The sequence below is a fragment of the Aeromicrobium sp. 9AM genome, from assembly GCF_902506105.1.
In the GTDB taxonomy this organism is placed as follows: domain Bacteria; phylum Actinomycetota; class Actinomycetes; order Propionibacteriales; family Nocardioidaceae; genus Aeromicrobium.
In genome coordinates this window covers 2,103,281-2,128,539 of record NZ_LR733304.1, presented here as the reverse complement: position 1 = coordinate 2,128,539, position 25,259 = coordinate 2,103,281, and the positions used below count along the sequence as shown (strand labels likewise).

Sequence of the window (25,259 nt, the reverse complement as noted above, 5' to 3'; positions counted from 1 at the left end):
GAGGTGCGAAGCGAGCTCTGCGAGCGCAGCCTCGAAACCAGCACTCGTCGAGGCGGTTTCGAGGCTCCGGCCGCGGGCGGCCTACGCACCTCAACCACCGGTGGGGCTCAGCCGGGGACGGTGTCGCCGGGGAACCCCGCGCCGGGGTGCACCTCGACGCGGATCATGCCGGCCTGCACGCACGGGTCGCCGGCCATGACCTGCTCCGCCTCCTCGGGCGACACCGTCATGACCGCGACTCCGGCCAACGTGTCGTCGCCTCCAGGGCAGAGCACCGCGATCGTCCCGTCGACGCGCAGCGACACCATGCGGCGTTGATGCTCCAGCTCGATCGCCGCGGCGCCGTCCTGATGCCGCTCGGGTCCCCACCACAGGAGTGCCACCGTGAACGGCCTGGCCGTCGCCGCCAGGTCCTGGATCTGCTCGTCGGTGATCGGTGCCCCCATGATGCGGTCCCCTCGATGCTCGGTGCGGTCACTGCGCGACCACCCTCGCGCGCCGCCGAATCGCCTGTCAACGCCGACGATCGTGCGTAGTCCTAGACGGCACCCTCCTGAACCGGGGACCGGGAGTCCAGGTGGCCTGGACCATCGGTCCCGGCGGCGGCAGCGCGCAGCGCTGCCTCGACCCGCCGGTTGTTGGTCATGGTCGACGTGACGGCGGTCATCGTGAGCAGGAGCCCCGCCGCGGCGTAGAGCGGGGTGCGGATGCCGTAGGCGCTGGCCAGCCAGCCGCCGAGGAAGGCGCCGAACGGGGCGGCGCACATGGCGAGCATGCGGGAGGTGGAGGCGACCCGGCCCATCAGATGGGCGGGGACGATCGCCTGCCGGAGGGAGGGGCCGAGCACCATCGTGGCGCCCATGCCCGCTCCGCAGACGGCGAGCGCGAGCCCGGCGACGTACGGGTTGGGGGCGACCGCAAGGCCCAGGATGGCGAGTCCCTCGACCGCGGCGGTGGTGGTCAGGGCGGCCCCGGTCCCGATTCGTCGTCGGAGGGAGGAGGCGATGCCCGCGCCGACCAGGCCACCGGTGGCCTCGGCCGTGAGGAGCAGGCCGAAGCCGAAGGCGGCGATGCCCAGGCGTTCGTGTGCGAAGAGCGCGAGAATGGTCTCGACGGCGACGAACGCGATGTTGCCGACCGCCGGACGCAGCGCGAGCCCGAGCAGCAACCGGTCCCGGAACACGTAGGAGGCGCCGGCCCGCGCCTGTCGCAGCAGTGACTCCCGGGTCTGGGACACGGTCCGGGATGCGGCAGGCAGGGACCGCACGAGCAGCGCTGAGAACGCGAACGACACCGCGTCGGCGAGCAGTGGAACGGCCCGGCCGAGCGCGAGCAGGGCGCTGCCCAACGGCGGGCCGCCGAAGCCGGACGCGGCGGTCTGGGTTGCGCGCAGGCGGGTGTTGGCGCGCTCCAGGAGAGCGGGGTCGCGGCCAACCAGATCCGGCAGGTACGCCGTGGCGGCCGTGTCGAAGAAGAGCCCGCCGAGGCCGAGCAGGAAGGCGACGGCCGCGAGCAGCGGGATGCTCAGCACGTCGAGCACCGCCGCTGCCGCCGGTATCGCGAACAGCACCGCACGCGCCGCGTCCATGACCCACATCGTGCGCCGACGGTCCCAGCGGTCCACCAAGGCGCCGCCGAGCACCCCGAAGAGCAGCCACGGCAGCGTTCCGGCGGCCGTGACGAAGGCGAGCGCCATCGGATCGTGAGTCAACGTCAGGGCGAGCAGCGGCAGCGCGGCGTGCGACACGCCGTCGCCGAGCGAGGACACGGTCTGCGCGGTCCACAGCCGGCCGAAGCCGGGCGGCAACGCCGTTGCGGATCGGGTCACGCGGCGTCTCCTCGGGCCGGCTCGGGCGTTGCCGGGTGGAACAGCGCGAACACGAGCGAGGCGTCCGGCAGTGAGGGGTCGGACAGCTCGCGGTACTCGTCCGCGAGGGCCTGCAGCCGCGCCCCCAGCTCCTCGAACTGCGCCTCGGTGAGCCGAAGGTGTGCCATCCGAACGTGTCGCTCGCGATCCACCGGCGCTGCCTCGAGGTCGGCCAGGGCATGCCGCATCAGCACGTCCGGCCCGTTCTCACCCGCATCCGGCAGCACGATCGAGCGGGCGGCCATGGCGTAGTACCGCTCCATGACCCCTCGGACCTTCCGGGTCCGTACGACCTTCACCAGGCCGGCCCGCTCGAGCAGCCGCATGTGATAGCTGGAGCTTCCCTTTGCCACTCCCAGGCGTTCGGCGATCTGCGTGATGGTCGCGGGCTCGAAGCGGAGCAGCGCCATGATCCGGTGACGCGTGAGATTCGAGACGGCGCGCAGCTGCTCGTCGGTGGTGACGTGGAACGTGTCGAGGAGGTCGTCGGATGACATGACCGTAATGGTCGACGATTCTTGACCATTGCGTGAAGTCTGGCCACCGCGTACGCGATTTCGGCTTCGCCCGGACACGTGCGCCGAGACTCGATACTGTTCCGCGCATGGCCGTATCTGGCAGCACCGAGTTCGACGTCGCCGCCACGCCCGAGCAGGTCTTCGACGCCGTGGCTGCGATCGAGGACCTCCCGCAGCGGTCGAGCGCGCACAAGTCCGCGACCGTCGAGTCCCGCCACGACGACGGCCGGCCCAAACGCGTACGAGCCAAGGTCGCCGCAGCCGGGTTCACTGACGAAGAGGTCACCGACTACTCGTGGGACGAGCCGCACTCGGTGACCTGGACCCTGGCCGAGAGCTCGGTGCAGTCCAAGCAGGTCGCGACCTACACGCTGACGCCGACCGACACCGGCACGCACGTCACGCTCGACCTCGAGATCGGCGTCAAGGTGCCGATGCCTGGCTTCGTCCTGAAGCGTGTGCTCAAGAGCGCCCTCGACACCGGCAGCAAGAGCTTCAAGGCGTACGTCGAAGGTCGCTAGACGTCCCAGCCCTCGGGTGCCTTCGGGTGCAGCATCGCGTCGGTGCCACCGTCGGCGTACACGACCGAGCCGACCAGCAGGCTGCTCGCGTCGGACAGCAGGAAGGCGATCAGGCTCGCGATCTCGGCGGGCCGGCCGAGGCGGCCGATCGCCGTGGGGTACGCCTCGACCAGTGGTCCGATCTCGGTGTCGGCGAGCAGCCGGTCCGTCATCGGGCTCGCGATCATGCCGGGAGCAACCGCGTTGAGCCGGATTCCGCGGCCGATCCATTCGTCCGTGATGCCCTCGCGGCGAGCCCACCACGCCAGCGCCGCCTTGGTCGCGGGATAGACCATGACCGACTCGGCCAGGTCAGCGTCGGCGCGCGCAGTCGGCTCGTCATCGGCGAGGCAGTGCTCGGCCACCGAGGCGCGCCACCCGGGCATGCCGGTGATGGAGTTGGATGCCAGCAGGACCACGCTGGCGCCCTTGGCCGCGGTCAGCTCGGCGTGGAGCCCGCGGACGAGCGCGACGGCTCCGAAGAAGTTGACCGACACCACGAGGGCGGAGTCGACGCCGGTGGCGCCCGCGATGCCGGCGCACGGCACGACGCCGTGGACGACGTCGGTCAGGCCCTGGACGCCGGCGACCGCCTCGGCCCGGCCAGCAGGCGTCGACAGATCGGCCACGACGTCGGCGTCGCGGAGGTCGACCGTGATCACCCGCTCGCCCTGGGCGCGCAGCAACGCGGTGGTGGCGGCACCGATCCCGCTCGCAGCCCCACTGACGACGTACGTCTTCACGAGCCGACTCTAAGGCGTGAAGTGGTTGCAGTTCTGGACATCGCCTGCAAAACTAGAACATGTTCTATTTCAGTCGTGCCGTGCGTGAAGGCTCGCGATGACCCAGACGTACGTGCTGACCGATCTGGACAAGCTCGAGGCCGAGGCCGTCCACATCTTCCGTGAGGTGGCGGCGACGATCGAGCGACCGGCCCTGCTGTTCTCGGGCGGCAAGGACTCTGTCGTCATGCTGCACCTGGCGGCCAAGGCGTTCTGGCCCGCGCCCGTGCCGTTCCCGGTCATGCACATCGACACCGGACAGAACTTCGACGAGGTCATCGAGTTCCGTGACCGCACGGTCGAGCGCTTCGGGCTGCGGCTGATCGTCGCCAGCGTCCAGGACGACATCGACGCCGGCCGGGTCGCCGAGATCGGCGGTCCCCTCGGACCCCGCAACAAGCTGCAGACCGTGTCGCTCCTGCGCGGCATCAAGGAGAACCAGTTCGGTGCCGTCTTCGGCGGGGCGCGCCGCGACGAGGAGAAGGCCCGCGCCAAGGAGCGCGTCTTCAGCTTCCGCGACGAGTTCGGCCAGTGGGACCCCAAGAACCAGCGACCGGAGCTGTGGAGCCTCTACAACGGCCGGCACCACAAGGGCGAGAACATGCGGGTCTTCCCGCTCTCGAACTGGACCGAGCTCGACATCTGGAACTACATCCTCCGCGAGCAGATCGACCTGCCCGACCTCTACTACGCGCACCAGCGCACCGTCGTCGAGCGCGACAACATGCTGTTCGTGGTCAACCGGTTCATCGAGCCGGGGCCGGGGGAGCAGCCGTTCGAGGCGACGGTCCGGTTCCGCACGATCGGCGACGCGACCTGCACGGGCTGCGTCGAGTCAGCGGCCGCGACGCGTGAGGCGGTCGTCGCCGAGGTCGCCGCAGCGCGCATCACCGAGCGAGGTGCCACGCGCGCCGACGACGCGATCTCCGAGGCCGGCATGGAAGACCGCAAGAAGGAGGGCTACTTCTGATGTCGCAGCTCCTCCGCATCGCGACGGCCGGCAGCGTCGACGACGGCAAGTCCACCCTGATCGGCCGGCTCCTGTTCGACGGCAAGGCGATCTTCGAGGACCAGCTCGGCGCCATCGAGACAGCGAGCGCCGCCCGCGGCTTCGACGGGCCGGACCTCGCGCTGTTCACCGACGGCCTGCGCGCCGAGCGGGAGCAGGGCATCACGATCGACGTGGCCTACCGCTACTTCGCGACCCCCAAGCGCAAGTTCATCATCGCCGACACCCCGGGCCACATCCAGTACACGCGCAACATGGTCACCGGCGCCTCGACCGCCGACGTCGCGCTGATCCTGATCGACGCGCGCAACGGCGTACTGGAGCAGTCGCGGCGCCACGCGTTCCTCGCGACCCTGCTGGGCATCCCGCACCTCGTGCTGTGCGTCAACAAGATGGACCTCGTCGACTACTCGCAGGAGCGGTTCAACGAGATCCGCACGGAGTTCGAGGCGTTCGCGTCCAAGCTCGAGGTCCGCGACCTGACGTTCATCCCCGTCTCGGCGCTGACGGGCGACAACGTCGTGACGCCGAGTGCGGCGATGCCCTGGTACGAGGGTCCCGCTCTCCTTGGCTATCTCGAGGAGCTGCACGTTGCCTCCGACCGCAACCTCATCGACGCGCGTATGCCGGTGCAGTACGTCATCCGCCCCCAGCAGGCCGACTTCCACGACTTCCGTGGATACGCCGGCACGGTCGCCGGTGGCGTGTTCCGGCCGGGCGACGAGGTCGTCGTGCTGCCGTCAGGCTTCTCGACCATGGTCACCAATGTCTGGGGTCCCGGCGGGACGAAGCTCGACGAGGCGTTCACGGGTCAGGCCGTGACGATCGAGCTGGCCGACAACCTCGACATCAGCCGAGGGGACATGCTCTGCCGTCCCAACAACCGGCCGGTCAGCACGCAGGACGTCGACGCGATGATCTGCTGGATGGACAGCGACCTGACGCTGGCGACCGACGCGACGTACACAATGCTGCACACGACCCGCGACACCCGCGTGTCGGTCAAGGAGCTCGAGTACCGCCTCGACATCAACACGCTGCACCGCGTCGAGGAGGCGCCGAGCCTCGGGCTCAACGAGATCGGCCGCGTGCGGCTGCGCACGCAGAAGCCGCTGCACTTCGACGCGTACCGGCGCAACCGCGACACCGGCAGCTTCGTGCTGATCGACGAGGCCACCAACAACACGGTCGCCGCCGGCATGATCCTCGGTCCCAGCCAGAACGAGCCCAACATCGTCTGGCACAGCGGCGCCGTGACGCGCGAGCATCGACGGACCAGGGGCATGACGCTGTGGCTGACCGGCCTGTCCGGCTCGGGCAAGTCGAGCGTGGCCGTCGAGATCGAGCGCCGCCTCGTCGCGGCGGGTCAGCCTGCGTACATCCTCGACGGCGACAACCTGCGGCACGGGCTCAACTCCGACCTCGGGTTCAGCCCGGAGGACCGGCAGGAGAACGTCCGCCGGGTGACCCAGGTCGCCAGGCTCATGGCCGACGCAGGCGTGGTCGCGATCGTCTCGCTCGTCAGCCCCTATCGCGCGGATCGCGATGCGGCCCGCGCGGCTCATGATGCCGACGAGATCCCGTTCCTGGAGATCTTCATGGACACCCCGCTCGAGGTCGCCGAGGCGCGGGACACCAAGGGCCTCTATGCCAAGGCGCGCGCCGGCGAGATCAAGGACTTCACCGGCATCAACGCGCCGTACGAGGCACCGTTGCGACCTGACCTGTTGCTGCGGCCCAGCGACGGAGACGCCGGTACGCTCGCGGGAATCGTCATCGATCGAGTGGAGCAGACATGACAGAGCAGGAGCGCGATGCGGCACTGGCTGCCGAGCTGGCCGAGCGGGCCGGAGCACTGCTGCTCGACCTGAAGCGCACCTCTGGCCTCACCGGCAAGGAGCTCGGCAAGGCCGGAGACGAGAAGTCCAACGAGCTGTTGCTCGCCCTGCTGGCCGAGCGGCGACCCGGTGATGCCGTGCTGTCGGAGGAGTCGGCCGACTCGCCCGAGCGCCTGACCGCCGACCGGGTGTGGATCATCGACCCGCTCGACGGCACGCGCGAGTACGGCATGGCGGACCGCAGCGACTGGGCCGTCCACGTAGCGCTGTGGGAGCGGGGCGCCCCTGGCTCGGCGATCACGGCCGCGGCGGTCGCACAGCCGGCGTTGTCGATGGTCTACTCGACCACCAGGTCCTCGGTCGTACGAGGCCCGCACTCCGACCCGATCTTCCTGGTGAGCGACAGCCGTCCTCCGGTGTTCGCCGCCGAGGTCGCCGAGGCCCTGGACGCGGAGCTGCGACCCATGGGATCAGCCGGGGCCAAGGCGATGGCGGTCCTGCGCGGCGACGCTGACGCGTACCTGCACGCGGGTGGCCAGTGGGAGTGGGACTCGGCGGCGCCGGTGGGCGTCGCGCTGGCCGCCGGGCTGCACGCGTCGCGGGTCGACGGTTCGACGCTGACCTACAACGCAGAGCACCCCTACCTGCCCGACCTCGTCATCTGCCGCGCCGACCTCGCCGACAAGGTGCTCACGGCCATCGCTGCGGCGAGCTAGGCAGGCTTCAGCGGCTCTTCCTGGTGAAGGTCAGGTGGGTCACGCCGCTGGGCGTCGAGACCGCCTCGATGTCGTACGTGTCCTCGAGCGCCTCCTGCCCGTCCCAGACCCGCGTCCCCCGGCCGAGCACGATCGGGACCTGGACGAGATGCATGTGGTCGACGAGGCCTGCGGTGAGGAAGTCCTTGATGACGGTGGCCCCGCCGCCGATGCGTACGTCCAGCCCGCCGCCTCGCGTGCGGCGTCGCGTGCCTCGGCGGGCGAGACGTTCAGGAAGTGATACGTCGTGCCGCCTTCCATCTCGACGGAAGCACGCTCCCGGTGCGTGAGCACGATGACAGGCGTGTGGAACGGCGGGTTGGGACCCCACCAGCCCTTCCAGTCCGGGTCGTCGTGCCAGCCCGGAGGACCGAACTTGTTGGCGCCCATGATCTCGGCGCCGATGTTGACCTCGTGCCCGCGCGCGAATGCGTCGTCGACACCGGTCGTGCCGCCGGGCTCACCGCCCATCTGGCGGAAGAACTGCGTGACGAACATCCACTCGTGCAGGCGTTCGCCGGCGTGGCCGAACGGCGTCTCGGCTGTCTGAGGCTCACCGGCCCCGAAGCCGTCGAGGGAGATGGCGAAGTTGTGGATCCGGACGAGGGACATCGAGACGGCCTTCCTGCGGGTGACTCACCCAGCATGAATCAGCGGGTCCGGGCCGTCCAGCGTCGATCGCGCCAACCTGTCCAAGAATTCAGACCAGGTGGCCGGAGGCCCGCTTCAGCGCTGCGGCGGCCTCGGTGACGACCCGGTCGATCAGCTGCTCGCACGTGGGCAGGTCGTCGATGACGCCCACCACCTGACCCGAGGCGAGCACGCCGGCGGTCGCATCGCCGTCGACGAGTCCCGCCTTGAGCATCATCGGGGTGTTCGCGGCGAGCGCGAGCTGGCCGAGGGTGCGGCCCTGCTCCTTGCGCATCGCCCGACCGTCGACGGCGAGCTGCTTCCACGTCACGCCGGCCATGCGCTTGAACTCCAGCGTCCGTCGAGCGGTCGGCACCAGGCGCCGTATGCCGGAGCCGGCCTCGACCTGCTCGACGAGGTCGGTGCGGAGCATCCGGTGCGGCATGCCGTCGACCTTCCTGGTCACCACGGTGTCGTCGAGGCTCGCCGCCAGGTAGCGCTGCTTCACGGCATCCGGCACGCGGCTGTCGGCCGTGAGCAGGAACCGGGTGCCCATGCCGACGCCGGCCGCGCCGTACGACAGGGCGGCAGCGAGCCCGCGACCGTCGAAGAACCCACCTGCCGCGATGACCGGGATGTCGACGGCGTCGAGGACCGTCGGCAGCAGCAGGGTGGTCGGCACCGAGCCGGTGTGGCCGCCGCCCTCGCCGCCTTGGATCATCACCGCGTCGGCGCCCCACGAGGCGACCTTCACGGCGTGCTTGGGCAGGCCGACGCTGGGGATCACGACGATGTCGTGCACCTTGAGGCGTGCGATCAGGTCCGGCTTGGGTGCCAGCGCGAACGAGGCGACCTTGACGCCGTACGCGATGAGCAGGTCGCAGCGCGCTGCCGCGTCCGCGGCGTCGGCGCGCAGGTTGACCCCGAACGGTGCGTCGGTGCGCTCCTTGACCTCGATGATGGCTTGCTCGAGCTCGGCGATCGTCATGGTGGCCGAGGCGAGGATGCCGAGACCTCCGGCGTTGGCGGTGCCGCTGACGAGGCTCGGGCCGGCGACCCAGCCCATGCCGGTCTGGACGACGGGATGGCGTACGCCGGTCAGCAGGGTGAGCGGAGTCGACAGCAGCTGCTCGATCACGGTGTCGGCACTTCCCGCTCGCGCAGACCCTTGGGATCGAGGAGCTCCCGGATCAGCACCAGCTCACCGTCGGTGGGCGTACGCGTCTCGGGCACGTTGCCGTCCGCGTGGATCTCGCACCCGCTCGCGTCGCGTACGTCATCGACGGTCACGCCGGGGTGGACCGAGACGAAACGCATGGTGTGGCCGGGTCCGCCGAAGTCGAACACGCCGAGGTTGGTGACGAGTCGGTGCACGTCGTGGAACCGGGTGGCTGCCGGTCCGGCGGCCTCGGCCCGGGTGCGGCCGATACCCGAGACGATGTCGACCTGCTCGACCACGACCCGCGGGGAGTGCTTGGGGACCCAGTACGACGTCCGGTTGTTGACGGTGTTGCCGGGCGCACCGCGTACGCCCAGCAGCTGGCGGGTGGGCTGGTCCCACGGGCCGATCGCCGAGATGTTCTGGTTGCCCTGCCGGTCGATCTGGGTGGCGCCCATCATGACGTGACGCTTGCCGTACGGGACGACGGACTCGAGCACGAGCCGGAACGGCATCCAGCCCTCGGTGACGTCTGCCGTCTGCCCGAGCGGAGGCGTGCCCCGCAGGATCCGCGCCTCGCCGTCCGTCAGCAGCAGCAACGGGTTGGAGGTGTTCTTGGCAAGCCGGGCGCCCAGCGTGGGCAGCAGGCCCATGGGGCTGCCCATGATCTCGCCGTCGTCGGCGAAGCAGTCGGCGATGGCGACGGCGCAGTACTCCGAGCGGGTGACGGTCATGCCGAGGCCTCCTGGTGGAACACGGTGACCGCGGCTTGATAGGCCGCCTCGTCGCCGGACAGGAACCGGTCGTGGAAAACGGCCCAGTCCTCCGCTGTCTTCGCCGCCGTGGCGTACGCCTTCTGGAACGCCTCGTCGCGCCCGTACGTCGGGGTGCAGTCGGTGAAGTGTGCGCCGTTCGGCGTCTCGACGACCCCGGTCACCATCGTGCGGTTGAGCAGCAGGCTCTGCAGCGGTGCGTCGACGGTCAGCCCGGCGGTGTCGATGATCTGCTCGGTCGACACGTACGCCTCGCGCGCCGCCATGCAGAACAGGTCGTCGAAGTAGGGGTCGGGGCCGAGGTACTGCGCGTTGCCCTGCGTGTCCGCGCGGTTCATGTGCACCAAGGCGACATCGAGGCTGAGCGCTGGCACGGCGACGAGCTCCTCACCGTCGTCGTACGGCGAGACCACCGTGCGGAGGTCGGGATCGTTCTCGAGCACGGCCGAGCCGAGGCCGGCACGCATCGGCAGGAACGGGACGCGTTGAGCCGCAGCGCGCAAGCCGGTCTGGAACATCCCCTCGTCCCACTCGCGGAACTCCGCCGTGCGGTCGACGCGAGCCTTGCTGAACAACGGCTCGAGCGGAATCGAGTCCAGGGTCGCGAACGCGTACGTCACGCGGCTCGCCTTGCCTGCGGACAGCAGCAGCCCGACGTCCGGGCCGGCGTACGAGACGACGTGCAGGTCGGTCAGGTCGCTGCGCAGGATCGCGCGCACGAGCGCCATCGGCTTGCGGCGCGAGCCCCAGCCGCCGATGCCGACGGTCATGCCGCTCTCGATGCGGCCGACGACCTCGTCGATCGTCAGCTCCTTCGACGGCGCCTTCACTTCCGGGCCTTGTCGGTGCCCGCACTCTGCCCGCTTTTCGCCGTTCCGGCGAAGTCATCGCGGAGCTCGTCGCTCACGCCCATCAGGTTGAGCTCCATCGTGAATCCCTGCTCGAAGCGATAGCTGGTGTTGACGTCGACCGGGTCGATGCCGTTGAGCGCCTCCTTGGCGGCGCGGATGACCCGGGTGTCCTTGGCCGCGATCTCCGCGGCGAGGCCCAGCGCGACGTCGTCGAGCTCGTCGCGCGGCACGACGGCATAGACCGAGCCGTGCTGCACGAGGTCGGCCGCCGGGATCGCACGAGCGGTGAAGTAGAGGGTTCGCATCAGGTGCTGAGGCACGAGACGGGCGAGGTGGGTGGCCGCACCGAGCGCACCCTGGTTGACCTCGGGCACGCCGAAGTACGCGTCGTCGCTGGCCACCACGATGTCGGAGTTGCCGACCAGGCCGACACCCCCACCGAGGCAGAACCCGTGCACCGCGGCGATCACCGGCACCGCGCACTCGTAGACGGCCTTGAACGCGGCGTAGCAACCCTTGTTGGCGCCGATGAGCGCGTCGAAGCCCGTGGTGTTCTGCATCTCCTTGATGTCCACGCCGGCGTTGAAGCCCTTGCCCTCGGCACGGAGGACGACGACCTTGGTGGCCGGGTCTGCGCCGGCCTCGTCCATCGCATCCGCCACGTCGTACCAGCCCTGCACGGGCAGCGCGTTGACCGGCGGATGATCCATCGTGACGACGCGGATGCCGTCGTCACGCAGCTCGGAACGTAGGCTCATGGCTGCCAACCTAACATTTGCTTGGTAGCCTGTCAGCATGACTCTGGCTTTGGACCTCTCCGGACGTGTCGCGCTGGTGACCGGCGGCTCGCGCGGGATCGGCCGTGGCATCGCGGCGGTTCTCGTCGAGGCAGGCGCCAGCGTGGTCACCTGCGGCCGGTCGGACGCCGACGATCCGGTGAGCGGCACCGAGCACCGGGTCTGCGACGTGCGAGACCCCGAAGCCGTCGCCTCTCTGATCGCCGGCATCGTCGCGAGCCACGGTCGCCTCGACCTCGTCGTCAACAACGCCGGCGGTGCCCCGTACGCCCTCGCGGCCGACTCGAGCTCGCGGCTCGACGACAAGATCCTCGGCCTCAACCTCTCGGCCGTGCTGACGGTGTCCAAGGCGGCCAACGCCGTCATGCAGGAGCAGCCGGACGGCGGCGTCATCGTCAACATCTCGTCGGTCTCGGCGCTGCGGCCCTCGCCCGGCACCGCGTCGTACGGCGCGGCCAAAGCCGGGGTCGACTCGCTGACCAGGACGCTCGCCGTCGAGTGGGGACCTCGAGTCCGCGTCAACAGCATCGACGTCGGCCTGTGCCGCACCGAGCAGACCGCCGACCACTACGGCGACGACGCGACGGTTGCCGCGGTCGAGGCCACGATCCCGCTGGGCCGCATGGCCGAGCCAGAGGAGGTCGGCCGGGTCGTCGCGTTCCTGGCGTCCGACCTCGCGTCGTACGTCTCGGGAGCCACCGTCGCCTGTCACGGCGGCGGCGAGCCACCCGTCTTCCTGCACGTCGTCACCAAGGAGCAGTCATGACCCTTCTCGAGGGCCGCATCGCGATCGTCACCGGAGCGGGCCGGGGCATCGGCCGGGCGCACGCGCTCGAGCTGGCCCGGCAGGGCGCGAAGGTCGTGGTCAACGACTTCGGCGTCTCGCTCGCGGGGGAGAAGGAGGAGTCGCCGGCGGACGCGGTGGTGGCCGAGATCAGAGCGCTCGGCGGCGAGGCCGTGACCAATGGTGCCGACGTGGCCGACTTCGCCCAGGCCGAGTCGATGGTCCGGCAGGCGATCGACACGTTCGGCGGACTCGACATCCTCGTCAACAACGCCGGATTCGTCCGCGACCGGATGCTGGTCAACACGTCCGAGGAGGAGTGGGACTCGGTGATCCGGGTGCACCTCAAGGGTCACTTCGCCCCGCTGCGCCACGCCGGGGCGTACTGGCGGACGGAGTCCAAGGAGGGCCGGCAGCGTGCCGCGCGCGTGATCAACACGTCGTCCGGCGCCGGGCTCCAGGGCTCGATCGGCCAGACGACGTACTCCGCGGCCAAGGCAGGCATCGCCGGCATGACCCTGGTCGCTGCTGCCGAGATGGGCCGCTACGGCGTCACGGTCAACGCGATCGCCCCGGTGGCCCGGACGCGCATGACCGAGGGTGCGTTCGACACGTCGGCGATGGCCGAGCCGGAGGACAACTCACCTCTCGTCGCGTGGCTCGCGTCAGTCGATGCCAAGGATGTGACCGGACGGGTCATCGAGATCGAGGGCGGCCAGATCTGCCTCGAGCAGGGCTGGACCCACGGGCCGCGGCGGGACGCCGGCCGACGCTGGGCCGCCGACGAGATCGGACCCGCGCTGCGCGACCTGATCGCCGAGGCCGCAGATCCTGAACCCGTCTACGGCACGACGGTTGCGCCGTAGTCTTCCGCCATGGGCCTGCTCACTCCACTCGCCATCCGCGTCGGTGCCATCCCGTGGCTGCCGCGCTTCCTGCCGCAGATCATGTGGCTGGACAAGGCCCTCCAGCGGCTGACCGGCGGCCGCCTCACGCTGCTCGACATCGCGGGGCTGCCCAACCTGATGCTCACGGCGATCGGCCGCAAGAGCGGGATCCCGCGCGACACCCCGCTGCTCTGCTCGCCGTACGGGTCGGACATCCTCATCGCCGGCTCCAACTTCGGCAGCGACAAGGAGCCGATGTGGGTCAAGAACATCGAGGCCAACCCCGAGGTGACGGTGCGGTTCCGGCGCCGTACGTCGACGATGCTGGTCCGCCGCCTGCAGGGTGACGAGCGCGAGGCCGCCTGGGCCCACCTGCTCGACATGTGGCCCAACTTCGCCAAGTACGAGGCGCGGACGAACCGGAAGATCAAGCTCTTCCTGCTGACCGCCAAGCCCTGAGCAACCGTCGCGCTCGCGGGCCGAGCCGTGGGGAGCGTCACGTCGCCTTCACACGGTTCTCTCAGGTCCGGCTCGTATCCTAGGGAATTCTGCCGGTCCATGACCGGTCCTCGACCCCGCAGGAGATCCGCCCCGTGACGAGCACTGACACGCCACCCACGCCCAGGCGAGCACGACGCCGCCCGAAGCGGGTCTGGCGACGCCTCGTGATCGGGGTCGGCGTGTTCGCGCTGGTGCTCGGCATCGGCGGTGCGGCGGCGTTCTGGAAGCTCAACGGCAACATCGCGTCGGCCTCGCTGGACGACAACGATCACGTCGTCAAGGACGACACCCCCAAGGGTGCGACCAACATCTTGTTCATCGGCTCGGACTCCCGCAAGCTCAAGTCCAAGGGCTACGGCAACGAGGCCGGACAGCGCAGCGACGCCCTGATGCTGGTGCACTTCGCCAAGGACAACAAGCGCGTCGAGGCGGTCCAGATCCCGCGCGACACGCTCACGAACCTGCCCGCCTGCAAGGACACCGGCAGCGGGGCCTTCCCCGGCGGCACCAACCTGATGATCAACTCGGCGCTGGCCGGCGGCCCGGCCTGCTCGGTGCGCGCGGTCGAGACTCTGAGCAACGTCCACATCGATCACTTCGTGCAGCTCGACTTCGACGGCTTCGCCTCGATGGTCAACGCCCTCGGCGGCGTCAACGTGTGCCTCGACAAGCCCATGGTCGACCCGGATGCGAAGCTCGACCTGCCGGCCGGCAAGCAGAAGCTCGACGGCAAGAACGCCCTGGCCCTGGCACGTACGCGCCACGCTGTCGGCGACGGCAGCGACATCGGCCGGCTCGGTCACCAGCAGGTCGTGATGTCGTCGATCATCGGCCGGGCGCGGAGCGCGGGCGTCCTGACCCGTCCCGACCGGCTGTTCAAGTTCCTCAACGCCCTGACCTCCTCGATCACGGTCGACGAGGGCATCTCGTCGATCTCGAAGCTCACGGGCCTCGCCAAGCGGGCCAGGGCCGTGCCGGACTCCAAGATCCGGTTCATCACGATGCCCAACGGTGCCGCGCCGACCGACCCCAACCGGGTCGTCAAGACTGCCGACGCGGACACGATCTTCGCCTCGATCGCCAAGGACCGCGAGGTCCCGGTCGAGAGCAACGACACCGAGACCACCACGGCACCCAAGACCCCGGTCAAGGTGCTCAACGCCGCCGGCACGCAGGGCCTCGCCTCCGCAGCACAGGCCGCGCTGGTCAAGGAGGGCTACGTGGTCTCTGGCGTCGAGACGGCGCAGAAGAACTCGGCGCGGACCCGCATCTTCGTCGACAGCACGCCTGAGGCGCTCAAGACCGCCAAGGCGCTCGACAAGAAGTTCGGCTTCAAGGCCGAGATCGTCGAGCAGCCCAGCGGCATGACGGGCGTCTGGCTGATCGTGGGGACCGACCGGGTCAACGCGGGCTTCGAGCCGGCCACCCCCGACGCCGTCAAGGCGACGACCCGCACGGCCAGCGACTCGATCTGCACCTGACGGCCGGCGGCTGAGGCTCAGCCGGCGAGGTGGCCGAGGTCGACCATCTGGATGCTGCCGTGGATCGAGGACGCCTCGTCGGACGCCAGGAACGTGATGACCGCCGCGACGCTGTCGGCATCCATCAGCCCGCGCTTTGCAGCGACCCGCATGATCAGCTCCCAGTCCGCGCTGTCGGGCACGCTGATGGTCTGCGCCTGCGGGGTGTCCATGCCGCCGGGGCAGATGCAGTTCACCCGCAGCGGCGTGTCGAGGTACTCGATCGCCAGGGCCTTCGTGAGCCCCACGATCCCGTGCTTCGCAGCCGTGTACGCCGCTGAGTAGGCCTCGCCCATCACGCCGGCCACCGAGGCGACGTTGACGATGTTGCCACCGGTCTCGAGCAGGTGCGGGATCGCGGCCTGGCTCAGGTGGAACGCACCGCTGAGGTTGAGGGCGATGTCGGCGTCCCACTGCTCCTCGGTCACGTCGGTCGTCACCCGGAAGTCGTGCCGGCCCGCGTTGTTGACCAGCACGTCGAGGCGCCCGTACGCATCGACGGTGGTGGCGACCGCGGCTCGGCAGTCGGCGGCAGACGTGACGTCGAGCGGGCCGAACCGGACCTCGCCCGGCAGGTCCGCGCAAGACGCGGCAACCTCGGCGAGCTTCTCCTGGTCCCGTGAGGCGGCGTGGACGAGACCACCTGCGGCGGCGAACCGGCGTACGGCGGCCGCCCCCAGCCCTGACGACGCTCCGGTGACCAGGACGCTGCGTCCGGCGAACGTGTTCATAGGTGCGAGGGGAGGACGCAGGCGGTGTCGAGCCCGAGCACCCGGTTGAGCCGGCCGAAGGAGAGCCACGAGCCGAGGCACATGCTGAGCTCGACGACCTCGCGCTGGTCGTACGCGGCGAGCATCCGCTGCCAGAACGCGTCGTCGATGCTGTGATGGTCGGTCGCGTACAGCTCGGCGTACTCGGCGGCCAGCCGCGTACGTTCGTCGAACGCGTCGGTGGTCCGCCACTCGCGCACTGCTTCGTCGAACGTGTCCTCGACCTTCTGGCCGTCGCGCTCGGTGCGCCAGTCCTGGCAGAACAGGCAGCCGTTGATCTGCGCGATCCGCAGGCGCGCCGCCTCGAACTCGCGCAGCCCGAGCGTGGAGTCGGAGTAGACCTTCAGCGCGAACGTTGCGGCCGCACCGCCGATGCCGGGGACCAGCTCACCCCAGACGTAACCGATCGGATCCTTGCCCTCGGGCACGTCGATGATCATGCAGCCAATCTAGAACGTGTTCCAGTTTCTGAGAAGGGCTCACGCTCAGACGGTGTAGCCGCCGTCGATGTCGAGCTTCTGTCCCGTGATGAATCCGGCACGGCTCGAGGCCAGGAAGCACACGGCCTCGGCGATGTCAGCGGCATTGCCGAAGCGCCTCAGCGGGATGTTGCGACGGGTGATGGCGAGCGCCTCGTCGTCGAGCTCGCCCGACTCGATGAGCCGCGCAGCCATGCCATCGGTGAGCATTCCGGGCCCGACGGCATTGACCCGCACGCCGAAACGACCCTCCTCGGCGGCAAGCCCGCGTACGAGCTGCTCGACGGCGCCCTTGGGGGCCGACGAGAGACCATCGCGTACAGGGAAGCGGGCGGTCGCTGCCGTGGTGACCGCGACGATCGAGCCCTTGGTCTCCCGCAGCAACGGCAGGGCCGGGTGGGCCACGTTGAAGAACCCGACGGCGTCCTGTCGGAGCTGCTCGGCGAAGTCGGTCGGTGAGACCCCCGACAGGTGCACCATCGGCACGTGCGGGCCGGCGGCGTGCACGAGCGTGTGCAGCCCGCCGTACGTCTGAGCGATCTCGGCCAGCAGAGCGGCTGCGTCCTCGGCTGACGTGACGTCCAGCTGGTGGGCGGACGAGCGTACGCCGAGGTCGGCCGCAGCCTTGGCGACCGCGTTGCCGGCCTCGGCACTGCCGCGGTAGGTCAGGGCGACATCGCTGCCCCGAACCGCGAGAAGGCGCACGATCTCGGCGCCCAGGCCGCCGCTGCCGCCGACCACGAGGGCGGCACCGGGCAGGCCCGCGAAGTCGGTCGAGAGGTCGTTGCTCATGAGGTGCCGAACTCTACCGACCGGTTGTCCGATGTGTGCGAAACTGGTAGAACGTGTTCTAGATTTCACCGTGGAGGTGGCATGGGCGACGGAGCCGCAGAGGCGTCCTCTGGGCAGGCATGGACCGATTTCTGCCGTGCGTTGGAGCAGGCGGGCGAGGTCGTCCTGCGGGACACCGCGCCCGACACGCCGCTCGACCGGGCCGAGGGCTATCGCTACCTGACGCGCCTGCTGAGGGAGATGCTCTACACGACCGTCGAGAACGCCGACCCCGACTTCCCGCGGCTGCACGAGCTGGACCGGGTCAAGCTCGGCGCGGACAACCCCGACAACGTCTACCTGTCGGCCAACATCCGCGGCGACCGGTCGTACCGGATCACCGGCACGCGCGGCTCGATCGCCTACTTCAGCATCGGCTCCAAGGCCAACCGGTACGCGATCGACGGCACCATGGCGTCGACCGGCGAGATCTCCGATCGTGACCTCGTGGTGGAGCCGGACGGGACGGTCGAGATCATCGCGAGCGCCACACCTCACGACAAGAACTGGCTGCCGCTCGCCCCCGACTCGACCGGCCTCGTGGTCCGCCAGACGTACCTCGACCGTACGACCGAGGTACCCGGCCAGTGGCACATCGAACGCATCGGTGACCCCGTCGAGCGCAAGGAGCTCGACCCGGCGCACCTGGCCAAGGCGCTCGCGACGGCCGCGTTCTCGCTGCACGGCACCGCGGCCCTGTTCGCGAGCTGGACCGAGATGTTCATGACGCGGCCCAACGAGATGCCCGACTTCGGTCAGGAGATGTTCCAGAAGGCCGGCGGCGATCCCGAGATCTTCTACCTGCACGGCTACTGGACGCTCGAGCCCGGACAGGCCTGGGTCATCGAGACCGAGGTTCCGGACTGCCCCTACTGGAACTTCCAGCTCGACAACTGGTGGATGGAGTCGCTCGACCACGAGCGCAGGATCACGATCAACAAGCACACCGCGACGCTCGACGACGGCCGGCTCACGATCGTCGTCGCCGACAAGGATCCGGGCTGGGGCAACTGGATCGACACCTGCGGGCACACGAGCGGGACGGCGTTGCTGCGCTGGCTCGGCGCCGACGACCACCCCTTGCCGGAGTGCACTGTGCTTGATCGTGGGCAAATCGACCTGGAGGCACCATGACCATCGAGACCGCGAGCGCGTTGGAGGTCAACGACCTGCTCGCCGCGGCTCGGGACAAGACGGGGCTCGACGACTACGGCGACGACTGGTTCGTCGAGCCGCTCTCGGTGCTGACGACTGCGCTCGCCGACGAGGCGAAGCTGTCGGAGCTGGGCCTCGACCTGACTCGTCGCCGCCTCGTCGCGTCGCTGGCCGATCGCCTGCGGCTCAGGCAGCTGCAGGCCGAGCACCCGGAGATCCTCGACGAGGAGGTGGTGGTCGCCGCCGAGATCTGCGGCCTGCCCCGCACGGGATCGACGCTGCTGCACCGGCTCCTCGCCTCGTCGCCCGAGGTCACCTCGACGCTGTCGTGGGAGACGTCGTACCCGCTGCCGTTCCCCGGCGAGAGCCCCGACGCCGAGCTGCGCAAGAAGCGCGCCCGCGATCGCTACGAGATGTTCCTGGAGATGGCGCCCGACTTCGGCGACATCCACACGATCGAGTGGGACGGGCCCGAGGAGGACGTCATCCTGCTCGACCGCACCTTCACGTCGATGAGCTACGACTCGTTCTACTGGGTCCCGACATACGGTCTCTGGCTGCGCGAGTTCGACCAGGCGCCGGCCTACCGCGACCTCAAGGAGTGGCTGCAGGTCCTGCAGTGGCAGAGCCCCGACCGCGACGGCAAGCCCTGGATCCTCAAGTCTCCGCACCACCTCACGGCTGTCGACACGGTCCTCGACACGTTCGCCGGCTGCAAGATCGTCATGACGCACCGGTCGCCGACCAGCGCCGTGCCGTCGTACGCCTCGATGGTCTGCGCGATCTCGGGCCAGTACAGCGACGAGGTCGACCCGAAGGCGGTGGGCCCTTACTGGCGCGACCGGTTCGTGACGGCGCTCGGGCAGTATGCCGAGGTCCGGGCCAAGCGGCCCGACCGGTTCGTCGACGTCACGTTCAAGGACACCGTCTCCGCCCCGGTCGATACGGCCACGAAGGTCATGGGCGAGCTGGGCCTGCCGGCGGACCGTGACGCGCTGGAGGCCTACATGGCCCGCAATCAGGCGCAACGCCACGGCTCGCACACGTACACCGCCGAGGACTTCGGACTCACCGAGGCCGGGCTGGAGCAGGACTTCGCGTTCTACGAGAAGGAGATGTCGTGATCCTCAAGGACCAGGTGGTCATCGTGTCGGGCGTCGGTGCAGGACTCGGCGCGAAGCTGTCGGCGCGCGCCGCGTCTGAGGGCGCCAAGGTCGTGCTCGCTGCGCGGTCCGACGGGGTGACCGGACAGGTGGTCAAGGAGATCATCGCGGCCGGTGGCGACGCAGTGGCCGTGCAGTGCGACGTACGCAAGGAGGAGGACGTCGAGCGCGTCGTGGCCACCGCCGTCGAGCGCTACGGCAAGGTCACCGGGCTGGTCAACAGCGCGTACGGCCACCCTGGCTTCACCAATCTGCTCGACACTCCCGACCAGGCGCTGCGCCGGGCGATGGACATCATTCTCCACGGATCGCTGGGGATGAGCCGCGCCGTCGTCCCACACATGACGGGCGGCGGTTCGATCGTCAACGTCGGCACGATGTCCACGCGTGTGCCGATGCGTGGCGAGGGCGGATACGCGATGGCCAAGGCGGCGATGGGATGCGCATCCCAGTACATGGCCCTCGAGCTCGGCGAGAAGGGCATCCGGGTCAACCAGGCGATCATGGGGTGGCTCGACGGCCCGGGCGTGCGCTTCTACCTGACCATGACGGCCGAGGAGAAGGGGATCACCGAGCAGGAGGTCTACGACGACATCGCGTCGCGCAACCCGCTGGGCCGGATCCCGACCGACGAAGCGTGTGCTGGGGCGATCCTCTACCTGCTGTCGGACCTGGCGTCGGAGGTCACCGGTGCGGTGCTCGACGTCAACGGCGGGGAGTACATGCCGGCATGACTGCTCCGTTCGTGATCACCTCGGTGACGGTGGAGATCGAGGCGCCGGCCGCGTTCGTGTGGGACGTCCTGGTCGACTATCCGCGCTACCCGGAGTGGAACCCCTACACGATCGCGGCCGCGACGAGCCTCGAGCTCGGCGAGCAGATCGACTTGACGCTGCCGAACCCCGACGGCTCGGAGGGTACGTTCGTCAATCGCGAGTACATCCGCATCGTCGACCCGCCGCACCATCTCCGCTACGACACCGGCGACGAGATGGAGGGGATCTTCGCGATCCGCGACCAGTACGTCTCCGAGCTCGGGCCCGATCGCTGCGCCTACTTCACGACCGACACCCTGAGCGGAGAGCACGCGGAGCTGGTGATGGAGCTCAACGGCGACTGGGTCAAGGCCGGCTTCGACTCCGTGGCGTACGCCCTGAAGGCCCGCGCCGAGCAGCTGCACGTCGGAGCGGTGACTTAGCGACCTTTCAACGCCCCAGACACGTCGCTGACTCACCGCACCGTCTAGCGCAGTCGCGTCTTCCGCATCAGCTTGAGCGACATCTGGGTCTGCTTGGCGTACGCCTCGTACGACTGACCGGCCTTCGGCTCCATGACCTGCTTCTTGAGCAGTGCGATGTTCTGCGCATCGGTGTACTTGAGCAGTCCCTGGTCGCCGTGCCGGGCGCCGACGCCGGACTGCTTGAGGCCGCCCGACGGCGAGCCCTTGGAGGCGTACGCCGTGGCGAGGATGTCGTTGACGTTGACGTTGCCCGAGTCGATGCGCCGTGCCACCGCGAGGCCGTGCTTGGTATCGGCGCTCCAGACGCTCGCGTTGAGGCCGTAGTCCGTGTCGTTGGCGAGCGCGATCGCCTCGTCCTCGCTCGAGAAGCGATAGAGCCCGACGACGGGACCGAACGTCTCGGTCGATCCGGCCAGCATGTCCTTGGTGACACCCTCCAGGATCGTCGGCTCGTAGAACGCAGGGCCGAGGTCGGGCCGTGCCTTGCCGCCGGTGAGCACCGTGGCGCCCTTGGCCCGGGCGTCATCGACGTGCGAGGCGACGCGGTCCTTGTGGTCCACCGACACGAGTGAGCCGATGTCGGGACCGAAGTCGTACGTCGCACCGATCTTCATCGCCTCGGTGGCAGCGACGAACTTGTCGCGGAACTCCTCATAGATCGAGTCATGGATGTAGAGCCGCTCGATGTGCATGCAGATCTGGCCGGAGTTGCCGAACCCGCCGAACAGCGCCGCGTGCACGGCCTCGTCGACGTTCGCGTCCTCGAGGACCAGCATGGGGTTCTTGCCGCCGAGCTCGAGGCACGCGCCGATCAGGTGCTTGCCAGCGAGCTCGCCGATGATCCGGCCCGTGGCCGTCGACCCGGTGAACATGACGTAGTCGGCGTTCTCGAGCATCGGGCCACCCACGTCGGGGCCCTCACCGCAGATGACCTGCACGAGGCCCTTCGGCATGCCGGCCTGCTCCAGCAGACGTGCGCCGAACAGTGGCGAGAGCGCGGTCTTGTTGTCAGGCTTGACCACGACACCGTTGCCCGCGATCAGCGCAGGGATCGTGTCGGAGATGCCGGTCGCGAACGGGAAGTTCCACGGCGCGATGATCGCGACGACGCCCTTGGGCCGGCGCACCTCGGTCGAGTGCGAGAGCACCGGCACGGGGCCGGCGTGCTTGCGGTCCTTGAGGACGGACGGGGCGCGCTTGATGTAGTGGCTCGTGCCCATCGGCACGTCACACGACTCCTCGAACGCCATGCGCCGGTTCTTGCCGCTCTCGGCCTGGATGAGGTCGGTGATGAGGTACTGGTTGTCCAGCACGAGCGCGTGGAACTTCTTGAGCACCTTGAGCCGCTTGCGCAGTGACCACGAGCCCCAGATCTGCTGGGCCGCGCGGGCGGCGTCGAACGCACCCGCGATGTCGCTCGGCGAGGACTGCGGCAGCTCGACGAGCAGGTCGCCGGTGTAGACCTCGGTCAGCTTCCAGGTGTTGCCGGTGGTGCCGGGAACGCGTTGGACGAGCCCGTCGAGGAACTCCGGGGTCAGGCTTGCCGGTCGTGTCGTGGTCATCCCAGAATCAGCTCCGCTGCCTTGTCGCCGATCATGATGGATGGCGCGTTGGTGTTGCCGCCGATGATCGACGGCATGATCGAGGCATCGGCGACCCGCAGGCCCTCGATGCCGCGGACCTTGAGGTCAGGTCCCACCACGGCTCGCTCGTCGACGCCCATCCGGCAGGTGCCGACACCGTGATAGACCGTCGTGGCCCGGTTGAGCACCTCGGCCTTCATGTTGGCTGCGTCGTACTCCGGGCCGGGGTGCAGCTCGGCGGTGACGTTGTTGCCGAAGGCTGCCGACTTCATGATCTCCCTGATCATCTCCACACCCTCGGCGAGGACCTGCTGGTCGCCGGGTTCCGCGAGGTAGTTCATGTCGATCAGGGGTGCCGCCGACGGGTCGCTCGACGCGAGCCTCAACGTGCCGCGGCTGCGGGGATAGATCAGCGTCGACATCACGGTCAACGCGCGCCGCTTGTCGACCTTGTGACGTACGGGCGCGTCCTGGTTGGGCGACGGGTACGCCCAGGGCAGCACGTGGATCTGCAGGTCGGGCACGTCGGTCGCCAACGACGTGCGGACGAAGCCAACGGTCTCGAAGACCGAGTTCTCGAGGAACGAGTGGCCGACCGTGAGCTCCTTGGCGAGCCCGCGGGCGAAGTAGGACGCCTTGCCGCGGTGGACGGCGTTGGGCATGATCCACGTGGTCGGCACGAAGAGGTGGTCGTGCAGGTTGTCGCCCACGGGGAGGTCGGCCTTGACCTCGATGCCGTGCTCGGCGAGGTGGGCGGCCGGGCCGACGCCCGACAGCATGAGGATCTGTGCGGAGCCGAACACACCGGCCGAGAGGATGACCTCCTTGCCGGCGCGGACCACGCGACGGTTGCCGCCCTTGTCGGTGACCTCGACACCGGTCGCTCGACCGTTCTCGATCACGACCTTGCGGACGAGGACCTGGGGCTGCACCTGGAGCGTGGGGACGTCGCCGTTGGTGATGTAGCCGCGCGACGACGAGTAGCGCTTGCCACCGAACGCACTCTGCTGGAAGTGGCTGATGCCCTCCTGCTCGGCGGCGTTGTAGTCCTTGAGGATCTTGACGCCGAGGGTGTCCGCGGTGGCCTGCTCGAACTGCTCGGCGGCCTCGGTCCGCTGGGTGTGCCGGGTGACCTTGATCGGGCCGCCTGCGCCGCGGTAGTCGTTGGCGCCGTCCTCGAAGTCCTCGACCCGCTTGTAGACCTCGTTGACCGAGTCGGCGTCCCAGCCGGTGTTGCCCTCGGCGGCCCACGAGTCGTAGTTGGCGCGGTTGCCGCGCACCCACAGCAGTCCGTTGATCGAGCTCGATCCGCCGACGACCTTGCCGCGGGTCTGCGGGATGACGCGGTTGTTCATGTGCTTCTGCGGTGTCGTGTAGTAGCCCCAGTCGACGCGCTTCTTGATGCTGGGATCCGCGTGCATCGGCCCGATCATGCCGGGCTTGGTGACCAGCATCGAGGTGTCCTTCTTGCCCGCCTCGAGCAGAATCACCGACGCGCCCGATGCGGCCAGTCGTGATGCGGCGGCGGCCCCCGCGCTGCCGGCCCCGACGACGACGTAGTCGGCTTCGTCGCGCAGTGTCTTGTTGTCGGTCATGGCCGTCCTTCTGATCAGATGCGTTCGATGATGGTGCCGGATGCCTGCGCTCCACCAGCGCACATCGAGATGAGGGCGGTGCTCGCGTCCCTGCGCTCGAGCTCGTGCAGGGCGGTGGTCAGCAGTCGGGTGCCGGTCGAGCCGACGGGGTGGCCCAGCGCGATCGCGCCGCCGTTCACGTTGATCTTGTCCTCGGGCACCGCGTGCACCTTGGCCCACGACATCACGACGCCGGCGAACGCCTCGTTGACCTCGCAGATGTCGATGTCGCCGATGGACATACCGCTGTCGGCGAGGAGCTTCTCGGTCGCCTGCACCGGGCCGTCGAGGTGGTAGTACGGGTCGGCGCCGACGAGGCACGACGTGACGATCCGGGCGCGGGGGGTGAGGCCGAGGGAGTCGGCGAGGTTGGAATCCATGAGCAGCAACGCCGACGAGCCGTCGGAGATCTGCGAGGACGTACCGGCCGTGTGAGTGCCGTCAGGCAGCACGGGGTTGAGGGCGGCGAGCCGTTCGAGGGAGGTCTCGCGGATGCCTTGGTCGGTGTCGACGAGCTGCGTGTCGCCCGTGGGCTGGCCGTCCTCGCCGAGCACCGGCGCCTTGATCGCGAAGATCTCGCGCGCGAACCGGCCCTCATCGCGGGCCGTACGGGCCTTCTCCTGCGACCAGAGGCCGAAGGCGTCGACCTCGGCACGGGAGAAGCCGCGGTCGCGGACGATGCGGTCGGCGCCCTCGAACTGGTTGGGCAGGTCGATCGACCAGTCGTCCGGCCGGGGTGAACCCGTGCCGGGCGGGACGTTGGCGCCGAGCGGGACCCGCGACATCGACTCGACGCCGCACGCGATGCCGGCCTTGATGAGCCCGGCGCCGATCATGGCGTGGATGAGGTGGGTGGCCTGTTGCGCCGACGAGCACTGCGCGTCGATCTCGGTCGACGCGGTCGCGTTGGGGAGCCCGGCGTGCATCCAGGCGCGACGCACCATGTTGTTGGACTGCTCGCCGGCCTGGGTCACGCAGCCACCGATGACCTGGTCGACGATCTCGGCGTCGATGCCGGCGCGGGAGATCACCTCGGCCTGGGTCATCCCGAGGAGCACGGCGGGGTGGAGACCGGCCAGCACGCCGTTCCGCTTGCCTTGGGGCGTGCGGACAGCGTCGACGATCACGGGGGTGCCCATGAGGTAAAACTAGAACACGTTCTCGTCTTGCACA

27 protein-coding genes are annotated in these 25,259 nt (G+C 69.2%); 12 read left to right on the top strand and 15 right to left on the bottom strand.

From position 1 onward, the window contains the following. Window positions 1–107: 107 nt before the first annotated feature. From BOSE46_RS16970 to BOSE46_RS16960, 3 genes are all read right to left on the bottom strand, one after another. Window positions 108–446: a hypothetical protein gene (locus BOSE46_RS16970; RefSeq protein ID WP_159541357.1), complete on the bottom strand. Its 339-nt coding sequence runs from the start codon at window positions 444–446 to the stop codon at window positions 108–110. Between the two features lie 92 nt (window positions 447–538). Beyond that, on the bottom strand, window positions 539–1,828 hold the full coding sequence (locus BOSE46_RS16965; RefSeq protein ID WP_201299659.1) for an MFS transporter: 1,290 nt from the start codon (window positions 1,826–1,828) through the stop codon (window positions 539–541). After that, window positions 1,825–2,364 carry a transcriptional regulator gene (locus BOSE46_RS16960; protein WP_159541356.1) on the bottom strand — a complete coding sequence of 180 codons (540 nt, stop codon included), beginning with the start codon at window positions 2,362–2,364 and terminating at the stop codon, window positions 1,825–1,827. Before BOSE46_RS16960 ends, BOSE46_RS16965 begins: the two co-directional genes overlap by 4 nt. 107 nt (window positions 2,365–2,471) lie before the next feature. Between BOSE46_RS16960 and BOSE46_RS16955 the strand changes: the two genes are divergently transcribed. Then, entirely contained in the window at window positions 2,472–2,906 is a 435-nt protein-coding gene (locus tag BOSE46_RS16955; protein ID WP_159541355.1) for an SRPBCC family protein, read from the top strand. Here the strand turns inward: BOSE46_RS16955 and BOSE46_RS16950 are convergent. Next, the gene (locus tag BOSE46_RS16950) at window positions 2,903–3,688 is read right to left on the bottom strand and encodes an SDR family oxidoreductase (protein ID WP_159541354.1); all 786 of its coding nucleotides are present in this window, start codon (window positions 3,686–3,688) and stop codon (window positions 2,903–2,905) included. The two genes, BOSE46_RS16955 and BOSE46_RS16950, sit on opposite strands and share 4 nt — an antisense overlap. 97 nt (window positions 3,689–3,785) lie before the next feature. On the opposite strand from BOSE46_RS16950, the gene cysD reads away from it, so the two are divergent. Genes cysD through BOSE46_RS16935 form a run of 3 tightly spaced genes read left to right on the top strand, consistent with a single transcriptional unit; the run spans window position 3,786 to window position 7,290 of the window. Continuing rightward, a complete protein-coding gene (gene cysD / locus BOSE46_RS16945) occupies window positions 3,786–4,697 on the top strand; it encodes a sulfate adenylyltransferase subunit CysD (RefSeq protein ID WP_159541353.1) in 912 nt (303 codons plus the stop codon). Further along, window positions 4,697–6,535, top strand: coding sequence for an adenylyl-sulfate kinase (gene cysC / locus BOSE46_RS16940; protein WP_159541352.1), 1,839 nt, complete (start codon window positions 4,697–4,699; stop codon window positions 6,533–6,535). Before cysD ends, cysC begins: the two co-directional genes overlap by 1 nt. Next, window positions 6,532–7,290: a 3'(2'),5'-bisphosphate nucleotidase CysQ gene (locus tag BOSE46_RS16935; protein WP_159541351.1), complete on the top strand. Its 759-nt coding sequence runs from the start codon at window positions 6,532–6,534 to the stop codon at window positions 7,288–7,290. Before cysC ends, BOSE46_RS16935 begins: the two co-directional genes overlap by 4 nt. Before the next feature lie 7 nt (window positions 7,291–7,297). On the opposite strand, the gene BOSE46_RS21490 is transcribed toward BOSE46_RS16935, so the two are convergent. The 5 genes from BOSE46_RS21490 to BOSE46_RS16910 form a co-directional block, all read right to left on the bottom strand. Continuing rightward, window positions 7,298–7,660, bottom strand: coding sequence for a dihydrofolate reductase family protein (locus tag BOSE46_RS21490; protein WP_236551781.1), 363 nt, complete (start codon window positions 7,658–7,660; stop codon window positions 7,298–7,300). A 369-nt stretch (window positions 7,661–8,029) separates the two neighbouring features. Then, on the bottom strand, window positions 8,030–9,097 hold the full coding sequence (locus tag BOSE46_RS16925) for a nitronate monooxygenase family protein (RefSeq protein WP_159541350.1): 1,068 nt from the start codon (window positions 9,095–9,097) through the stop codon (window positions 8,030–8,032). Beyond that, entirely contained in the window at window positions 9,094–9,852 is a 759-nt protein-coding gene (locus tag BOSE46_RS16920; protein WP_159541349.1) for a CoA-transferase subunit beta, read from the bottom strand. The genes BOSE46_RS16925 and BOSE46_RS16920 overlap by 4 nt, the downstream gene beginning before the upstream one ends. After that, a complete protein-coding gene (locus tag BOSE46_RS16915; protein ID WP_159541348.1) occupies window positions 9,849–10,721 on the bottom strand; it encodes a CoA transferase subunit A in 873 nt (290 codons plus the stop codon). Before BOSE46_RS16915 ends, BOSE46_RS16920 begins: the two co-directional genes overlap by 4 nt. Continuing rightward, the gene (locus tag BOSE46_RS16910) at window positions 10,718–11,500 is read right to left on the bottom strand and encodes an enoyl-CoA hydratase family protein (RefSeq protein WP_159541347.1); all 783 of its coding nucleotides are present in this window, start codon (window positions 11,498–11,500) and stop codon (window positions 10,718–10,720) included. Before BOSE46_RS16910 ends, BOSE46_RS16915 begins: the two co-directional genes overlap by 4 nt. 37 nt (window positions 11,501–11,537) lie before the next feature. On the opposite strand from BOSE46_RS16910, the gene BOSE46_RS16905 reads away from it, so the two are divergent. From BOSE46_RS16905 to BOSE46_RS16890, 4 genes are all read left to right on the top strand, one after another. Then, the gene (locus tag BOSE46_RS16905; RefSeq protein ID WP_159541346.1) at window positions 11,538–12,305 is read left to right on the top strand and encodes an SDR family oxidoreductase; all 768 of its coding nucleotides are present in this window, start codon (window positions 11,538–11,540) and stop codon (window positions 12,303–12,305) included. Further along, entirely contained in the window at window positions 12,302–13,189 is an 888-nt protein-coding gene (locus BOSE46_RS16900; protein WP_159541345.1) for an SDR family oxidoreductase, read from the top strand. The genes BOSE46_RS16905 and BOSE46_RS16900 overlap by 4 nt, the downstream gene beginning before the upstream one ends. Window positions 13,190–13,198: 9 nt before the next feature. Continuing rightward, window positions 13,199–13,669 (top strand): nitroreductase family deazaflavin-dependent oxidoreductase, encoded by a 471-nt coding sequence (locus BOSE46_RS16895; protein WP_159541344.1) that lies wholly within the window; start codon window positions 13,199–13,201, stop codon window positions 13,667–13,669. A 134-nt stretch (window positions 13,670–13,803) separates the two neighbouring features. Next, entirely contained in the window at window positions 13,804–15,192 is a 1,389-nt protein-coding gene (locus BOSE46_RS16890; protein ID WP_159541343.1) for an LCP family protein, read from the top strand. A 17-nt stretch (window positions 15,193–15,209) separates the two neighbouring features. Here BOSE46_RS16890 and BOSE46_RS16885 read toward each other — a convergent pair whose 3' ends face one another. From BOSE46_RS16885 to BOSE46_RS16875, 3 genes are read right to left on the bottom strand one after another with little or no spacing between them, the layout of a single operon-like run. Next, a complete protein-coding gene (locus tag BOSE46_RS16885; protein ID WP_159541342.1) occupies window positions 15,210–15,962 on the bottom strand; it encodes an SDR family NAD(P)-dependent oxidoreductase in 753 nt (250 codons plus the stop codon). After that, on the bottom strand, window positions 15,959–16,441 hold the full coding sequence (locus tag BOSE46_RS16880; RefSeq protein WP_159541341.1) for a carboxymuconolactone decarboxylase family protein: 483 nt from the start codon (window positions 16,439–16,441) through the stop codon (window positions 15,959–15,961). Before BOSE46_RS16880 ends, BOSE46_RS16885 begins: the two co-directional genes overlap by 4 nt. Window positions 16,442–16,486: 45 nt before the next feature. Next, window positions 16,487–17,272 carry an SDR family NAD(P)-dependent oxidoreductase gene (locus tag BOSE46_RS16875; protein ID WP_201299658.1) on the bottom strand — a complete coding sequence of 262 codons (786 nt, stop codon included), beginning with the start codon at window positions 17,270–17,272 and terminating at the stop codon, window positions 16,487–16,489. An 81-nt stretch (window positions 17,273–17,353) separates the two neighbouring features. On the opposite strand from BOSE46_RS16875, the gene BOSE46_RS16870 reads away from it, so the two are divergent. The 4 genes from BOSE46_RS16870 to BOSE46_RS16855 are packed head-to-tail and all read left to right on the top strand — an operon-like array spanning window position 17,354 to window position 20,827. Further along, window positions 17,354–18,445 carry a DUF1214 domain-containing protein gene (locus BOSE46_RS16870; RefSeq protein WP_159541340.1) on the top strand — a complete coding sequence of 364 codons (1,092 nt, stop codon included), beginning with the start codon at window positions 17,354–17,356 and terminating at the stop codon, window positions 18,443–18,445. Continuing rightward, a complete protein-coding gene (locus BOSE46_RS16865) occupies window positions 18,442–19,590 on the top strand; it encodes a sulfotransferase (protein ID WP_159541339.1) in 1,149 nt (382 codons plus the stop codon). The genes BOSE46_RS16870 and BOSE46_RS16865 overlap by 4 nt, the downstream gene beginning before the upstream one ends. Next, a complete protein-coding gene (locus BOSE46_RS16860) occupies window positions 19,587–20,363 on the top strand; it encodes an SDR family oxidoreductase (protein ID WP_159541338.1) in 777 nt (258 codons plus the stop codon). The genes BOSE46_RS16865 and BOSE46_RS16860 overlap by 4 nt, the downstream gene beginning before the upstream one ends. Then, entirely contained in the window at window positions 20,360–20,827 is a 468-nt protein-coding gene (locus BOSE46_RS16855) for an SRPBCC domain-containing protein (protein WP_159541337.1), read from the top strand. Before BOSE46_RS16860 ends, BOSE46_RS16855 begins: the two co-directional genes overlap by 4 nt. A 44-nt stretch (window positions 20,828–20,871) precedes the next feature. Here BOSE46_RS16855 and BOSE46_RS16850 read toward each other — a convergent pair whose 3' ends face one another. Genes BOSE46_RS16850 through BOSE46_RS16840 form a run of 3 tightly spaced genes read right to left on the bottom strand, consistent with a single transcriptional unit; the run spans window position 20,872 to window position 25,225 of the window. After that, window positions 20,872–22,431, bottom strand: coding sequence for a succinic semialdehyde dehydrogenase (locus tag BOSE46_RS16850; protein ID WP_159541336.1), 1,560 nt, complete (start codon window positions 22,429–22,431; stop codon window positions 20,872–20,874). Then, entirely contained in the window at window positions 22,428–24,047 is a 1,620-nt protein-coding gene (locus tag BOSE46_RS16845; RefSeq protein ID WP_159541335.1) for a GMC family oxidoreductase, read from the bottom strand. The genes BOSE46_RS16850 and BOSE46_RS16845 overlap by 4 nt, the downstream gene beginning before the upstream one ends. Before the next feature lie 14 nt (window positions 24,048–24,061). Continuing rightward, a complete protein-coding gene (locus BOSE46_RS16840; protein ID WP_159541334.1) occupies window positions 24,062–25,225 on the bottom strand; it encodes a steroid 3-ketoacyl-CoA thiolase in 1,164 nt (387 codons plus the stop codon). Window positions 25,226–25,259: the final 34 nt, after the last annotated feature.

What these genes read in the sequence shown, in the direction of transcription:
- BOSE46_RS16895 (WP_159541344.1), top strand. Translation starts at nt 13,199, where the DNA reads ATGGGCCTGCTCACTCCACTCGCCATCCGCGTCGGTGCCATCCCGTGG.
- BOSE46_RS16900 (WP_159541345.1), top strand. Translation starts at nt 12,302, where the DNA reads ATGACCCTTCTCGAGGGCCGCATCGCGATCGTCACCGGAGCGGGCCGG.
- cysC (WP_159541352.1), top strand. Translation starts at nt 4,697, where the DNA reads ATGTCGCAGCTCCTCCGCATCGCGACGGCCGGCAGCGTCGACGACGGC.
- BOSE46_RS16870 (WP_159541340.1), top strand. Translation starts at nt 17,354, where the DNA reads ATGGGCGACGGAGCCGCAGAGGCGTCCTCTGGGCAGGCATGGACCGAT.
- BOSE46_RS16935 (WP_159541351.1), top strand. Translation starts at nt 6,532, where the DNA reads ATGACAGAGCAGGAGCGCGATGCGGCACTGGCTGCCGAGCTGGCCGAG.
- BOSE46_RS16910 (WP_159541347.1), bottom strand. Translation starts at nt 11,500, where the DNA reads ATGAGCCTACGTTCCGAGCTGCGTGACGACGGCATCCGCGTCGTCACG.
- BOSE46_RS16875 (WP_201299658.1), bottom strand. Translation starts at nt 17,272, where the DNA reads ATGAGCAACGACCTCTCGACCGACTTCGCGGGCCTGCCCGGTGCCGCC.
- BOSE46_RS16880 (WP_159541341.1), bottom strand. Translation starts at nt 16,441, where the DNA reads ATGATCATCGACGTGCCCGAGGGCAAGGATCCGATCGGTTACGTCTGG.
- BOSE46_RS16960 (WP_159541356.1), bottom strand. Translation starts at nt 2,364, where the DNA reads ATGTCATCCGACGACCTCCTCGACACGTTCCACGTCACCACCGACGAG.
- BOSE46_RS16845 (WP_159541335.1), bottom strand. Translation starts at nt 24,047, where the DNA reads ATGACCGACAACAAGACACTGCGCGACGAAGCCGACTACGTCGTCGTC.
- BOSE46_RS16885 (WP_159541342.1), bottom strand. Translation starts at nt 15,962, where the DNA reads ATGAACACGTTCGCCGGACGCAGCGTCCTGGTCACCGGAGCGTCGTCA.
- BOSE46_RS16855 (WP_159541337.1), top strand. Translation starts at nt 20,360, where the DNA reads ATGACTGCTCCGTTCGTGATCACCTCGGTGACGGTGGAGATCGAGGCG.
- BOSE46_RS16865 (WP_159541339.1), top strand. Translation starts at nt 18,442, where the DNA reads ATGACCATCGAGACCGCGAGCGCGTTGGAGGTCAACGACCTGCTCGCC.
- BOSE46_RS16970 (WP_159541357.1), bottom strand. Translation starts at nt 446, where the DNA reads ATGGGGGCACCGATCACCGACGAGCAGATCCAGGACCTGGCGGCGACG.
- cysD (WP_159541353.1), top strand. Translation starts at nt 3,786, where the DNA reads ATGACCCAGACGTACGTGCTGACCGATCTGGACAAGCTCGAGGCCGAG.
- BOSE46_RS16905 (WP_159541346.1), top strand. Translation starts at nt 11,538, where the DNA reads ATGACTCTGGCTTTGGACCTCTCCGGACGTGTCGCGCTGGTGACCGGC.
- BOSE46_RS16955 (WP_159541355.1), top strand. Translation starts at nt 2,472, where the DNA reads ATGGCCGTATCTGGCAGCACCGAGTTCGACGTCGCCGCCACGCCCGAG.
- BOSE46_RS16840 (WP_159541334.1), bottom strand. Translation starts at nt 25,225, where the DNA reads ATGGGCACCCCCGTGATCGTCGACGCTGTCCGCACGCCCCAAGGCAAG.
- BOSE46_RS16920 (WP_159541349.1), bottom strand. Translation starts at nt 9,852, where the DNA reads ATGACCGTCACCCGCTCGGAGTACTGCGCCGTCGCCATCGCCGACTGC.
- BOSE46_RS16850 (WP_159541336.1), bottom strand. Translation starts at nt 22,431, where the DNA reads ATGACCACGACACGACCGGCAAGCCTGACCCCGGAGTTCCTCGACGGG.